Origin of the sequence: Brachybacterium sp. GCM10030252 (assembly GCF_042666535.1) — a bacterium.
Lineage (GTDB): Bacteria > Actinomycetota > Actinomycetes > Actinomycetales > Dermabacteraceae > Brachybacterium.
Genome location: NZ_JBHTDM010000006.1, coordinates 76,318 through 88,568 on the forward strand (window position 1 = coordinate 76,318; position 12,251 = coordinate 88,568).

The following is a 12,251-nucleotide window of genomic DNA, read 5'->3' on the forward strand; positions in this document are numbered from 1 at the left end:
CGAATCGCTTACCGTGACAGCCGCTGAGATGCTAGAGGAGGAAAATGCGGATTCTGCGCCTTCACCGCACGCCTTCAGTGGTGTTCACGCAGCGTTCATTCCGGCCGGCCGGCGTGGCAGAAGCGGCCATAAATTCCGGGGCGGGATTCACTTGGCGTCACCGCTCGCGTTCAATCCGCGGCCATCGAGGCTCCTTATCGTCTCCGTGCGGGCCAGATACCGTGGTCCGTCACAGCCCTCAGAACAGGATTCCCGTGAGACCACGACGCCTCATCGCACTGCTCGACTGCGGAGACACCCTCATCGACGAGGGCACCGAGATCCGTGATGACGACGGCATCGTCGTCTCCGGCGACATGCTCCCCGGTGCGAAGCAGATGCTCCATGATCTCGATGCCGCCGGCTTCCGGCTCGCCCTGGTCGCCGACGGCAGGTACGTCTCCTTCGAGAACCTGCTCTCCCAGCACGGGGTGCTCGACGTCTTCGAATCGCTGACCTGTTCGGACGCGGTGCGTCATCAGAAGCCGAGCCCGCGCATGTTCAAAGCGGCGCTGGGATCGCTGGATCTGGCGGCGGAGGATGCTGGCCGCTGCGTGATGGTCGGCAACAATCTGGCCCGCGATATCGCCGGCGCGAACGCTCTGGGCATCACGAGCATCCACCTGGCGTGGACGTCGCGCTATCCGCGGGTCTCCGAGGCCGCCCTGGAGTGCCCCGACCATGTCATCGACACGCCCGCCGAGCTGCTCCCGCTGCTGGAGCGGCTCGATGCCCGTCTGCGCGAGAGCGAGGAGCGCACCGCATGAGCATCCCGACCCTTCCGTACGACCAGATCGTCGGTTTCGAGGAGGTCGACCCCCTCGAGCCGCGCCAGATCCTGGCGAAACGGTTCCAGCCCTACCTGGCGCCGCTGACCGGCTGCGTCCCCCACCCCGGGGTCGACGCCGACGGCAATATCAGCGCCGGCCTGCCCACGGAATCGGTGGACGAGGGCGGGCGCGACTCCCGCGGCCAGGCCTATTCGCGCTCGGCCGCGCTGCCCGGGTACCGCGCGATCGTCTACGCCTGGTACTTCCCCAAGGACTGCCCCTCCCCCGGCCGCGGCCACCGCCACGACTGGGAGGGCGCGGTCGTCTGGTTGCGCGAGCCGGAGTGCGCGGCGCAGGCCGACGGGGGCGTCGACGCGCAGGCCGAGATGATCTCCTTCAGCTACTCCCAGCACGGGAGGCTGTTCACGGTGGAGCCGTCGGCCGAGGTCACCCACGAAGGCCGGCCCATGCTCGGCTACAGCCGCTACGGCGAGAAGGTCACCCACTCGATGTGGCTCCACGACCAGCCCGGCGACCTCCACCCGCTGATCGACTGGGAGGACCTCCCCGAGGCGGCGCGCACCGCGCTGAACGAGGGCGACTACGGCGCCGGCACCCCGCTGATCCGCGAGGGCGCCTTCCAGCGCAACGTGTACCACTCCTGGCCCGGGGAGCCGGGGCAGATCATGGACCTGCTGGGGCGCACCCGGTAAGGGGTCGCTCGCACCCGCTGGGGAATGACTGTCTGCTCGGCGAGCGCCGCCGAGCTCACTCAGTGCGTGCCGCCGAGCTCGATGAGCAGCACACCGGCGGCGATCATCGCCATCCCGGCGAGCATCATCGGGGTCAGGGCCTCGCGGAAGATCACGCGGGAGGCCAGCGCGGTCAGCACGATGCCGATGGCGACCCAGACGCCGTAGGCGACCCCGAGCGGCATGCCCGTTCGCAGCGTCGCCGAGAGGAAGGCGAAGGCCCCGAGGTAGCCGAGCACCACCAGGGCGTACCAGGCGCGACGGCCCGTGGCCGCCGCCCGCAGGGACAGGGTGCCGGCGACCTCGGATCCGATCGCGCCGCTGAGCAGCAGCCAGCTCATGTCGTCTCCTCCGGTGAGTCATCGGGCCCGGGTGGGCGCCGGGCGTGATCGGAGCCGGGCTCCGCGGTCTGCGTGCCCGGCGACGAGGCGTCGGCCGCTTGCGCGCGCTGGGAGCCGAGCTCGACGACCACCACCCCGGCCGCGACGAGGGCGATGCCCGTCGCCTTCAGCGTGGTCAGCGGCTCGCCGAACAGGGCTGCCGAGAGCAGCGCGGTCAGCACCACGCCGCTGGCGCCCCAGATCCCGTAGGTGACGCCGAGGCCCATCCCCCGGCGCAGCACCAGGACCAGCAGTGCGAAGGAGAGGATGTAGCCGACGCCGACGAGCCCGTAGAGCGCGGGGACGTCCAGCGCGCCGCGCAGGGCCAGGGTGGCGGTGACCTCGCTGAGGATCGCGCCGGCCAGCAGCAGCCAGGCCGTCACGATTCACCTGCCAGCAGGTTCGCAGCGGTCTCTTCGAGGGAGGCGGCTTCGTCGGCCGGGATCTCGAGCAGCCCGCTGGCGCGGTCGAACCACACCCCGTCGGCCATCAGACGTACGGCCAGCAGGCGTCGGCGCAGGTCCGCGGGGGTCTCGGGCGGGACGACGAGCCAGCGGTCCAGCTGCTCCTGCCACCGTTCGGTGAGGGTCACGCGCAGGCGCGGGTCGGCGAAGATCACGAGGTCCGCGGGGGACAGCGAGCCCTGGCAGGCCCACTGGAGGTAGGCGAGGAAGCGCTGGCGGGCGGGGACGCCGGCGAGGTCCTCGGCGCTCTGCCCGCCGGGCTCGGTGATGCGGGCGAGCATCTCCTGCTCGTAGCGCTCGGCGATGCGGTCCAGCACTGCCGCGAGCAGGTCCTCCTTGGTGGCGAAGTGGTACATCAGGCCAGGTTTGGAGACCCCGGCGGCGCGGGCGGCGGCCTCTAGGCTCAACGTGCCGTCGGCGCCGAGGTGCGCCTCGGCGGCATCGAGCATGGCCTCGCGGGCCGACGGCCGGTGCGCGGGGCGGGTCTCGGTGGTGGTGGACGGCGAGGGGGAGGTCATGGGGATACTTTACCGACTGGATGGGCAAGTAAGGCAAGCAGGCCGGACGCCGACGTGCCCTGGGCCTCACCCGGGCGTCAGCTGTGGTCCTCGGGTGCCGGCGCCCAGCGGGCGATCTGGGCGGCGAGGTGGCCGGCGCCGTAGCCGTTGTCGATGTTGACCACGCCGATCCCCGGGGCGCAGGCGGAGAGCATGGTCAGCGCGGCGGTGTGGCCTCCGGCGGCCACGCCGTAGCCGACGGAGGTGGGCAGCGCGACGACGGGGGCGCTGATCTGCCCGGCGATCACGGTGGGCAGCGCGCCGTCCATCCCGGCGGCGACGACCACGCAGGCCGCCTGGCGCAGCTCGGGCAGGCGCGCCTGGAGACGGTGCAGGCCGGCGATGCCGATGTCGGCGATCAGTCGGGTGGGCCGGCCGAGGTAGCGGGCGGTCAGCTCCGCCTCGCGGGCGACGGGCAGGTCGCTGGTGCCGGCGCAGGCGACGATGACCTCTCCCCCGCTGGACGCGGGCGGCTCGGCGGGCCAGGCGAGGATCCGGGCCTCGGCCTCGTAGCGTGCCTGCGGCAGCGCGGCGAGCACGGCCTCGGCCCGCTGCCGGTCGGCGCGGGTGAACAGCACGGGGCCGAGATCCTCGCGGCCGTCGGCGTGGAGGCGGGCGTACTCCGCGGCGATGGCGCCGACCTGCTCGACGCTCTTGGCGTCGGCGAGCACGGCCTCCGGGGCGCCGCGGCGGCGGGCACGGTCGAGGTCGAGCTCGGCGAGCCCGTCGATCCACCCGTCGGCCCCGGGGCCCGGCTCACCCATGAGCGCCCGCGCCCTTGCCGACCACCTGCAGGGAGAACAGTCCCGAGCGGATGCCGTCGAGGTCGATCGTGACGTGGCGGAACCCGGCCTCCTTGCCGGCCTGGACCAGGGCGGCGCGGATACCGGGGTCCATGGCGCGGGGCAGTTCGTCCGTGGGCAGTTCGATGCGGCCGACGTCGCCGTGATGGCGCACCCGGCAGTCGCTGAAGCCCTGCTCGTAGACGGCGTCCTCGAGGTCGTCGATCTGGCGGAGCTTCTCGGGGGAGACCTCCTGCCCGAAGGGCACGCGGGAGGCGAGGCAGGGAGCGGCAGGCTTGTCCGCGACGGGGAGGGACAGGGCACGGGCGACGTCCCTGACCTGCTGTTTCGTCATGCCGGCGGTGGACAGGGGCCGCAGCACCCGGTGGCGGGTGGCGGCGCCCGCGCCGGGGCGGTCGTGGCGGGTGGCGTCGTCCGCGTTCTCGCCGTAGGCGACGGCATCGAGCCGGTGCTCGCCGACGATGTCGTCCCCGATGCGGGTGAACAGCTCGTCCTTGCAGTGGAAGCAGCGGGCGGCGTCGTTCTTCGCGTACTCGGGATTCTCGGCCTCGCGGGTGTGGACCTCGATCACGCGGGCACCGATGACCCGGGCCACCCGGTGGGCGAGGCGGCGCTCCCGGCGGGCGAGGGACGGGGAGACGCCGAGCAGGGCCACCACGTTCTCAGCGCCGAGGGCGCGCACGGCCAGGGCGAGCAGGGTCGCGGAGTCCACGCCCCCGGAGTAGGCCACACCGAGGCGGCCGATGCCGCTGAGCTGCGCGGAAATTTCGTCGGCGTGGGCGAGGGTCTCGCCGCTGAGGGCCTCGGGCGTCATGGACTGTTCGTCGATGTCGGTCCGGCCCGGGTGGAACAGCGAGGCCGGGGCCGGGATCACGCTCGGGGCCGGGATCGCGCTCGGGGTCGGGCTCGGGGTGCGGGTGGCGGTCACTGGGAATCGCGCTCCTCGGCGAGGCGGAAGAGGACCTCGCCGGCGTGGTCGATGACGAGGGTGTCGGGGTCCTGGCGCAGGGCTTCGATGTCCAGGCTGGCCGGGTCGACGTAGCCGACGTTGTACTCCGCGCACACCTCGGGCGAGATGGAGGTGGCGAAGGAGCGGTTCACCCGCTGCTTCTCCTCGCCGGTGACCGGGTCGTAGGTGCCCAGGCCGGTCACGTGCGTGGAGTGGGCGAGCTCGCCCCAGGGGTGGTCCTTGAACCGGTCCCACTGCTTCGTGAAGTACTCGATGTTGTGGTACCCGATGTCGCGCAGGCCGGGGTGCATGGCGGCGACCTCGGTGATGTGCGGGGCGTAGATGATGACCTCTCCCCCGTCGGCGCACACCGGCTCGGACTTGTAGAAGCCCTTCGCGCCGGTCCAGATGTCCTCGTACATCTCCGGGACCAGGGCGACGATGCGCTTGTAGGGCTTCTCGACATAGGTGATGTGGGTCTGTGCGGAGATCTTGGCCATCGCCGCCCAGGCGGCCTGCGGGTCCCCGTAGGCGATCGCGCCGAGGTCTGCCCCGCCCTCGGCGACGTCCATGGTGAAGCAGTGCTTCTCGGCGTCGATGAGGTCGCTGGCGGCATCGATCAGCTGTCGCACCGGGGTGATCCCCAGGGTGCCGATGATGCGGCTGGCGGTGATGAGCGCGCCCACCCAGTGGGAGATGTCGATGACGTCGTGCACCGAGCAGCCGGGGAAGAAGTACTTGTTGCCGCCGGAGAAGCCGACGACCTCGTGGGGGAAGACGGGGCCGACGACGAGGTTGACGTCGCTCTCGACGCACAGGCGGTTGATCTGCACGCGCATCGGGACGTCGGTGAGCAGCCCTCCGGTGAGCTCGGCGATGCGCTCGGCGGAGATCTCGCCCAGATCGGCGATCTGGTCCGGGTCGTGCCAGGCGTGGTTGACGACCTTCCACTCGGGATAGGTTGCCTGCGCGCCGCGCTCGGTGGCCCCGAGCAGCGCATCGATCGCGTCCTGGTTCATCGCGGCGTGGGTGCCGAGTGCGATCAGCACGGTCACGGAGGAGGCGCGGCCGGCGAGCGCGTCGTGGATCGCGGGCAGCACCTTCGGCAGCGGCACGTTGCGGGTGCCGTCGGGGATGATCAGGCAGACGCTCTTGCCGTCGTAGTCGGTGCCGTCGAGCTGCTCGGTGACGAACTGGCGGATCTGCTCGTCGGTGAGCGTGCCCTCCGCACCGCCCAGCAGGGCCGCGCGTTCGGCCAGGCCCTCCGGGATCGGCTCGATGGTCGGCATCGTCGTCGTCTGCTCGCTCATCGCTCCACTATGCGCTGGGCGGGCTGGGGGTGCCAAGGTGGGGCGGGGTGTTGCCATGCGGCGACACCTCATTCACTGGCAGCTACGCGTCCGGCCAGCTACTACGAAATCTCCACGGAGCTCGAAGATGAGGCGCGCGGTACTGAACCCCTGAGCCTCGAAGAACCTGTGTGCCTCCGTGTTGAAGGACCACGAGTCGAGGCGGATGGTGGCGGCTCCGGCCTGCTGAGCTCGACGGGCAGTCTCGGCGACGAGCAACTCGCCGACGCCTCGGCGCCGAGCCCGTTGGGCAACCGCGATGTGGTGGATGTACACGTCGGTGTGCTGGTACTTGAACGGCGACTGCGGGCGTTCGAGGACCTCGGCAAAGACGTAGCCGTCGAGGTCTGATCCGCCATGGTCTGCAACCAGGACGAGCGACCCTTCCGACAGCCGACTGCGGAAGAAGCCACGAAGTGCCTCCGGTTCGGCGGAGCGGAACAGGTCCGGCCGACCTTTGGAATGGAGTCTCTGCACTTCGACCCCGAGCACTGTCAGCCCGTCGACGTCACTTTCGGTCGCGTCTCGTACGTGAGTTGCCCGATCACACATGGCGCGAGCGTAGCGGTGCCCGTCAGGGACTTCTGTGCCCGTGCGAAACCTCATCGAACCCCGAAGCCCCACCTGCCGTGATCACAGCAGCGCACCACCGGATACCTCGATCCGCTCACCTGTTGCCCAGCGGAACCCGGGGGACACCAGGGCAGCGATCGCGTCGGCGATGTCCTCGGGCTCGCCCACGCGTCCGAGCGCGGTCTGCCCCGACAACGCCGTGCGCATGGTGTCGTCATCGCGCATGGCTCCGCCGTTGAAGTCGGTCGCGGTCGGCCCGGGGGCGATCGAGTTGATCCGGATGTCCCGTGGGCCCAGTTCGAGGGCAAAGCTCCGAGTGAGTGCCTCGAGCGCCTTCTTCGATGCCGCGTAGACGGAGGTCGCCGGACTGACGTGCCGGCTGAGCGAGCTCGAGACGTTCACGATGCTCGCTCCCTCCGACAGGTGGGGAAGCAGGGCCTGCGTGACGAAGAGAGGGCCCCGGACGTTGACGGCGAACGTGGCGTCGAATTCCTCGGCGGTGATGTCGCCGAGTGGCGCGAACAGTCCCACGCCGGCGTTGTTGACCAGCACGTCGAGTGTGCTCGCGTTCCACGTCTGCTCGATACCGGCGAGCACCGCGGCGCAGGCCGCCTCGATGGAGGGAAAGTCCGCGACATCCATCCGGCTCTCGATGGCTTCGCCGCCTGCTTCGACGATCTCGTCCACGACCTCGCTCGCACCGCCCCGCGAGGCGACGACGACGTTGAGCCCTTCCCGGGCCAGTGCGAGCGCGGTGGCCCGTCCAAGTCCGCGGTTGGCTCCGGTCACGAGTGCTGTGCGGGTCATGTCGCCTCCAGTAAGTAAATGAGTACTTACTTGTAAGCTAGTGGCCGAGGACGAGCTCGTCAATACCCACGGGAGGGGCAGACGGATGGCACGTGACGCCGAGGCCACGAGGGAACGGCTGCTTGCCGCGGCAACCGTGGAGTTCGCGGCCCACGGCTTTGCCGGCGGTCGAGTGGAGCGAATCGCCTCGCAGGCGGAGTGCAACGTTCGGATGATCTACGCGTACTTCGGCGGCAAGAGCGGCCTGTTCGACGCCACGCTTGCGCAGGCACTGCGTCGCATGGCCGAGAACGTCCCTCCGCGTCCGGAGGACCTCGCGGGCTGGGCCGGGGACGTTTTCGACCATCATCAGCGCTTCCCTGAAGTGCTCCGCCTGAGCATGTGGGCTCAGCTCGAGCGACCCGAGGCCGCCGCTGAGCCGAGCGATGTCTATCGGGACAAGACGCTCGCCGTCGCGACGGCTGCTGCCCGGCCGCTGACGGCCGTCGACGTCCTGGTCTTCATCTACGCCATCGCGCAGGCCTGGCAGTTCTCACCCGAGGGGCTCACCGGTCTCGAGAAGAACTCGGGCACGGAGGAGGCGCTCGCCGCTCGCCGACAAGCAGTCGTCATCGCTGTCGAGCGGATGCTGCAGGCCGGCACCTGAGACGAGGCAGCGTCCCAGCAGCCGAACAGGCACTGCCGCCTGTCGCAGTGTGTTGACGGCGACTTGATCCAGGGCGATGGCCATCGCGGCGACGAACCTCGTGGCCAGCGCGAGTGAAGACGTCTCAGCTCCCGTGACCGTCGGCCGTGGCAGGCAGGATCGTGTCCGCGAGCGAATGCGCCGTCGCCGCCAGCGTTCCGACGTCCATCCCGGTGCGTCCCATGAAAGTCACGCCCTGCTGCGCGGCCAGGAGCGCCCGGGCTGTGGCGACCGGGTCGGCGGATGCGCTCAGGTCGCCCTGGGCCTGCGCACGGCGCACGCCGTCGGCCAGCACCGCCGTCACTCCCTCGTAGGCCTGCCGCGCTTCGGCGGCGACGGCGGGATCGGCGGTGGCCAGCTCGGTAGTGCTGTTGGCGAGCAGGCAGCCGCGTCGCGCGGCCACGCCGTCAGGGTCACCGACCGGCATCGTCACGAAGGATCGCAGCGCCTCGACCGCCTGCGGCGCGGAGTCGAACGACCGGCGCAACGCGCGATCGAGTGAGGCGATGTATCGGCGCAGCACCCGCAGGAACAGCTCACGCTTTCCCCCAAAAGCGGCGTAGAGGCTGCCCTTGCCCATATTGCTGGCCCGCATGAGGTCCTGCAGCGAGGTCGCCGTGTAGCCGGCGTCCCAGAATTGATCGCACACCGCACGGAGCACCTCGTCCTCGTCGAACTGTCGCGGCCTCGCCATGCCCCCAGGATATGGGTTTTTGACCGGTCGGTCCACCATGCATATATGGTGGACCGACCGGTCAAGAACCAGCGCGAGGCCCCGTGACCGGATGGGTACCCGCCTCGCCTCGACGCAGGACACGGGATAGGACCAACGCTCATGGGACAGCTGGCAGACAAGACGGCCCTGGTGACCGGCGCGAGCACGGGCATCGGGCTCGCCGCCGCCGAACGCTTCGTCGCCGAGGGCGCGAACGTCTACATCACCGGGCGGCGCACACAGGAGCTCGAATCCGCCGCCCAGACGTTGGGCGATCGAGCGATCCCGATTCAGAACGACGTCTCCGATCTCGATGACCTCGACAGACTGTTCGGACGGATAGCCGACGACGGGAACCGGCTCGACATCCTCTTCGCGAATGCCGGAGGGGGCGAGGCGGGCCAGCCCCTGGACGCGCTCACCGCGGAGGCCTTCGACCACACCTTCGGCATCAACGTCAGAGGCACCGTGTTCACGGTTCAGAAGGCGCTCCCCCTGCTCAAGAGCGGCGGGAGCATCGTGCTCACCGGCTCCAGCTCGGCACGTCGCGGCGTCGCCGGCTTCGGCGTCTACTCCGCCACGAAGGCGGCATTGCGGCAGTTCAGTCGGGTCTGGGCCGCTGAACTCGCGCCTCGCGGCCTGCGCGTCAACATCGTCGTGCCCGGCTCGACCGATACCCCTGGGCTCCGCGGCCTGGCCGAGAACCCGCGTCACGCCGAGGCGATGCTCGAGGGCATGGCCAGCGGCATACCGCTGGGCCGTACCGGTGAACCCGCCGAGATCGCCAACGCTGTCCTTTTCCTGGCCTCGGACCAGTCCAGCTTCATCACCGGCAGCGAGCTGTTCGTGGACGGCGGCGAGGTGCAGGTCTACCCATGATCGAGACGGTCCTTCGGCTCTCCTGGGCGCGCGAGGGGCCGCAGGGAGTGCTGATCGCCTCTGCGTCCATCCTGTCGTGGCAGGCAGGTTCACGGACGAACCGCCTCGTCCTGCATCTCTGCGTCCCGCAGCGGGTGGTGACGTGCGGCGCCAGGACCGCGGTGGCGACGGTCAGCCCCACGGCGGCACAGACGAAGACGGCCGGCACGTCGAGCCAGCGGCCGACCAGGCCTCCAGCCAGCGCTCCGATGGGCACCACGCCCAGCACGATGAGGCGGTATGCCGGGTTGACGCGTCCCAGCAGCCGATCGGGCACTGCCGCCTGTCGCAGTGTGCTGACGACGACTCGGTTCACGGCGGTGGCCATCGCGGCGACGAACATCGCGATCAGCGCGAGCGAAGATGTCGTGCTCAGGCCCAGGACGGCGTAGCTCAGCGCGGGCAGGAGGCCCCGACCAGGTGACGACCCCTCCCCGAGCGGGCCGCAGTCGTGGTCTGCTTGAGCGATGAGTGATCTGACCACACCCACGGTCGAGATGCTGTGGGAGCGAGCGTCCCCTCATGACGTGCTGCGTGATCGGTTCGGGTTCAGCGATGCCCAGGCGGCATCGGAGTGGATCACGGAGACCGTTCGGGCCGTCTGGGGGATTGATGCTTCGGACTGCACGCGCATCGTGATGTCCGACAAGAACGCGCTGGCATGGCTGAGTTCGTCGTCGGGGTCTCTGGTCGCCAAGTGGTCGATCGCGCGCGAGAAGTTCGAGCGTCTGGATGCGCTTTCGCGCATCGTCTCTGCCTTGGCTGACGACGACATCCCTGTCTCGGCACCGGTCGTTGCTCTAGATGGCCGGTTGCAGGTGGAGGTGGACGGCGTCTCCCTGGCCCTGCAGCGCAAGGTGCCGGGACAGATCCTTGACGTGGACGACCCGGCTCAGGTGTATGCCTCCGGCGCCGTTCTGGGTCGCTTGCACCACGCACTCGCCCAGGCTCCCGATGCGGGTGGCGTGCTGGCCTCGCCCGAGGGCGTGCCGAGCCTGTCCGAGAGAATCGAGGCATGGCTGCACGGTGACCGTGCGCATCTTCCGCCACAGGCGATCCGGACGTTGAGAGATGCACTGCCTGACCGAGGCGACGACCGGCCGGCGCAACTCCTGCACGGAGACTTCCGATCCACGAACGTCCTGTGGTCCGACGGACGGATATCTGCGGTGTTGGACTTCGACGAAGCCCGGGTCGACGACCGGCTCGATGAGCTGGCGCGTTCCGCGGTTCTCCTCGGCACGAAGTTCACGGAATGGGAGCCGGTCACCCCGGACGTGCGTGGCGAGTTCTTGCGGGGGTACGAATCGACCAACTCTCTGACCGACTCGGAGCTTCGATGGTGGCGTGCGCTGGTTCTCTGGTACACGCTCGCGATGGTGCCGATTTCGGACACGTCCTCGAGCTGGTCGCACGCTGCGGTCGAGGAACTCTCGGCCCCGCATTGGACTGGTCGACGACCTTGACCGCCATCGAGGGCGCTCGTGACAGATCCGCGCGGGGAGATGTACTCCGACCGGCCGGGTGGCGGAGCAACTTCCGATGGCAGCTCAAGGCATCTGCGACCCTCGGTTGAGGCCGTTGCTCCTCGCTTCCTCCTCCAGGCTGACGAACCCACACCGAGCCCGCTGTTGACTGTTCGCCATACCTTCCTCCACTCCCCCTTCCCCCCGGCGATTGATCCTCGGCATCGCCTCAGTCGGGCTTCTGAGCGTCATCGTTCTCCTTCTCGTCCGTGGCATGACGTACCGAGGAACCGTCGCCTGGTCCGCGGGTCTGCCTGCGCCCGTGCAGACCCTGGCCGAGGCGATCTCGGAGTACGGCATCCTCGGGCTCATCGCTCTGTTCAGCGTGGCCGCGTGGCGAGCGCGTCGGTACGGAGTGAACCGGCTCGCTCGCGGCATCGCGGCCGGCTTCGGTGTCATTGGCGCGTACATCGCCAGCGAGTCCATGAAGATGCTGGTCACTGAGATGCGCCCGTGCCACAACTTCTCCGTGCGCACGATCACGAGCTGCCCGGAGGCTTCGAATTGGTCCTGGCCGAGCAACCACGCCACGATCGCCGTCGCGATCACTGTGGGCGTGCTGGCCATGGCACCTCGGCTCGGACTGCTAGCGCTTCCGATGGCGGGCCTCATCGCAACGTGTCGTGTCGTGGTGGGCGTTCACTACTTCCATGACGTCCTGGCCGGGGCGCTGCTCGGGACCGTGCTCGTCATCCTCGCCGCCCGTTGGGGGACGCCTCCCGTCCGACGGCTCCTTCACTGGTCCACGCGCTTCTCGATCGTCAATCGGATTCTCTCGACGGAATCGCCCCGCCATCACCCAGGGGGCGCTCATCGCGCGGATCGACGCCTATCTCGGATGTCGCTGCGCGCCGCTCACTGACGCTTGGTCCGATGTTGGCCGTGCCCGAAGCGCGGCGTGTTATGCCGGTCGAACCCGGGGGATCAGGTGCAACGCAACGCCCTGCATCGACGCTGCCGGGGA

General features: G+C 69.5%; 15 protein-coding genes. 6 read left to right on the forward strand and 9 right to left on the reverse strand.

From position 1 onward, the window contains the following. Positions 1-254: 254 nt before the first annotated feature. Positions 255-806: an HAD family hydrolase gene (locus tag ACFQRJ_RS05165; protein ID WP_377017764.1), complete on the forward strand. Its 552-nt coding sequence runs from the start codon at positions 255-257 to the stop codon at positions 804-806. Continuing rightward, on the forward strand, positions 803-1,522 hold the full coding sequence (locus tag ACFQRJ_RS05170) for an NPP1 family protein (RefSeq protein ID WP_377017766.1): 720 nt from the start codon (positions 803-805) through the stop codon (positions 1,520-1,522). Before ACFQRJ_RS05165 ends, ACFQRJ_RS05170 begins: the two co-directional genes overlap by 4 nt. Before the next feature lie 59 nt (positions 1,523-1,581). Here the strand turns inward: ACFQRJ_RS05170 and ACFQRJ_RS05175 are convergent, their stop codons facing one another. From ACFQRJ_RS05175 to ACFQRJ_RS05210, 8 genes are all read right to left on the reverse strand, one after another. Further along, the gene (locus tag ACFQRJ_RS05175) at positions 1,582-1,902 is read right to left on the reverse strand and encodes a DMT family transporter (protein ID WP_377017769.1); all 321 of its coding nucleotides are present in this window, start codon (positions 1,900-1,902) and stop codon (positions 1,582-1,584) included. Beyond that, positions 1,899-2,324 (reverse strand): DMT family transporter, encoded by a 426-nt coding sequence (locus ACFQRJ_RS05180; RefSeq protein ID WP_377017771.1) that lies wholly within the window; start codon positions 2,322-2,324, stop codon positions 1,899-1,901. The genes ACFQRJ_RS05175 and ACFQRJ_RS05180 overlap by 4 nt, the downstream gene beginning before the upstream one ends. Further along, on the reverse strand, positions 2,321-2,923 hold the full coding sequence (locus tag ACFQRJ_RS05185; RefSeq protein ID WP_377017773.1) for a TetR/AcrR family transcriptional regulator: 603 nt from the start codon (positions 2,921-2,923) through the stop codon (positions 2,321-2,323). The genes ACFQRJ_RS05180 and ACFQRJ_RS05185 overlap by 4 nt, the downstream gene beginning before the upstream one ends. Before the next feature lie 77 nt (positions 2,924-3,000). Further along, the gene (gene larB / locus ACFQRJ_RS05190) at positions 3,001-3,726 is read right to left on the reverse strand and encodes a nickel pincer cofactor biosynthesis protein LarB (RefSeq protein ID WP_377017775.1); all 726 of its coding nucleotides are present in this window, start codon (positions 3,724-3,726) and stop codon (positions 3,001-3,003) included. Beyond that, positions 3,719-4,693 carry an ATP-dependent sacrificial sulfur transferase LarE gene (gene larE, locus ACFQRJ_RS05195; protein WP_377017777.1) on the reverse strand — a complete coding sequence of 325 codons (975 nt, stop codon included), beginning with the start codon at positions 4,691-4,693 and terminating at the stop codon, positions 3,719-3,721. The genes larB and larE overlap by 8 nt, the downstream gene beginning before the upstream one ends. Next, entirely contained in the window at positions 4,690-6,024 is a 1,335-nt protein-coding gene (locus tag ACFQRJ_RS05200) for a lactate racemase domain-containing protein (protein WP_377017779.1), read from the reverse strand. Before ACFQRJ_RS05200 ends, larE begins: the two co-directional genes overlap by 4 nt. A gap of 72 nt (positions 6,025-6,096) precedes the next feature. After that, entirely contained in the window at positions 6,097-6,615 is a 519-nt protein-coding gene (locus ACFQRJ_RS05205) for a GNAT family N-acetyltransferase (protein ID WP_377017781.1), read from the reverse strand. 81 nt (positions 6,616-6,696) lie between these two features. Further along, positions 6,697-7,443, reverse strand: a complete 747-nt coding sequence (locus ACFQRJ_RS05210; protein WP_377017783.1) for an SDR family NAD(P)-dependent oxidoreductase — start codon at positions 7,441-7,443, stop codon at positions 6,697-6,699. Positions 7,444-7,483: 40 nt separating this feature from the next. On the opposite strand from ACFQRJ_RS05210, the gene ACFQRJ_RS05215 reads away from it, so the two are divergent. Next, positions 7,484-8,089, forward strand: coding sequence for a TetR family transcriptional regulator (locus ACFQRJ_RS05215; RefSeq protein WP_377017785.1), 606 nt, complete (start codon positions 7,484-7,486; stop codon positions 8,087-8,089). A 124-nt stretch (positions 8,090-8,213) separates the two neighbouring features. On the opposite strand, the gene ACFQRJ_RS05220 is transcribed toward ACFQRJ_RS05215, so the two are convergent. After that, on the reverse strand, positions 8,214-8,822 hold the full coding sequence (locus ACFQRJ_RS05220) for a TetR/AcrR family transcriptional regulator (RefSeq protein ID WP_377017787.1): 609 nt from the start codon (positions 8,820-8,822) through the stop codon (positions 8,214-8,216). A 141-nt stretch (positions 8,823-8,963) separates the two neighbouring features. Between ACFQRJ_RS05220 and ACFQRJ_RS05225 the strand changes: the two genes are divergently transcribed. The 3 genes from ACFQRJ_RS05225 to ACFQRJ_RS05235 all read left to right on the forward strand — a co-directional run bounded on the left by ACFQRJ_RS05225 (position 8,964) and on the right by ACFQRJ_RS05235 (position 12,149). Next, positions 8,964-9,722 (forward strand): SDR family NAD(P)-dependent oxidoreductase, encoded by a 759-nt coding sequence (locus ACFQRJ_RS05225; protein WP_377017789.1) that lies wholly within the window; start codon positions 8,964-8,966, stop codon positions 9,720-9,722. Positions 9,723-10,228: 506 nt separating this feature from the next. Further along, complete coding sequence (locus ACFQRJ_RS05230; protein WP_377017791.1) at positions 10,229-11,227, forward strand: phosphotransferase enzyme family protein; 999 nt, start codon at positions 10,229-10,231, stop codon at positions 11,225-11,227. Between the two features lie 322 nt (positions 11,228-11,549). Beyond that, positions 11,550-12,149: a phosphatase PAP2 family protein gene (locus ACFQRJ_RS05235; protein WP_377017793.1), complete on the forward strand. Its 600-nt coding sequence runs from the start codon at positions 11,550-11,552 to the stop codon at positions 12,147-12,149. Positions 12,150-12,251: the final 102 nt, after the last annotated feature.

Coding starts and splice junctions, on each gene's coding strand:
- ACFQRJ_RS05170 (WP_377017766.1), top strand. CDS start 803: ATGAGCATCCCGACCCTTCCGTACGACCAGATCGTCGGTTTCGAGGAG.
- ACFQRJ_RS05175 (WP_377017769.1), bottom strand. CDS start 1,902: ATGAGCTGGCTGCTGCTCAGCGGCGCGATCGGATCCGAGGTCGCCGGC.
- ACFQRJ_RS05185 (WP_377017773.1), bottom strand. CDS start 2,923: ATGACCTCCCCCTCGCCGTCCACCACCACCGAGACCCGCCCCGCGCAC.
- larB (WP_377017775.1), bottom strand. CDS start 3,726: ATGGGTGAGCCGGGCCCCGGGGCCGACGGGTGGATCGACGGGCTCGCC.
- ACFQRJ_RS05200 (WP_377017779.1), bottom strand. CDS start 6,024: ATGAGCGAGCAGACGACGACGATGCCGACCATCGAGCCGATCCCGGAG.
- ACFQRJ_RS05205 (WP_377017781.1), bottom strand. CDS start 6,615: ATGTGTGATCGGGCAACTCACGTACGAGACGCGACCGAAAGTGACGTC.
- ACFQRJ_RS05210 (WP_377017783.1), bottom strand. CDS start 7,443: ATGACCCGCACAGCACTCGTGACCGGAGCCAACCGCGGACTTGGACGG.
- ACFQRJ_RS05220 (WP_377017787.1), bottom strand. CDS start 8,822: ATGGCGAGGCCGCGACAGTTCGACGAGGACGAGGTGCTCCGTGCGGTG.
- ACFQRJ_RS05225 (WP_377017789.1), top strand. CDS start 8,964: ATGGGACAGCTGGCAGACAAGACGGCCCTGGTGACCGGCGCGAGCACG.
- ACFQRJ_RS05230 (WP_377017791.1), top strand. CDS start 10,229: ATGAGTGATCTGACCACACCCACGGTCGAGATGCTGTGGGAGCGAGCG.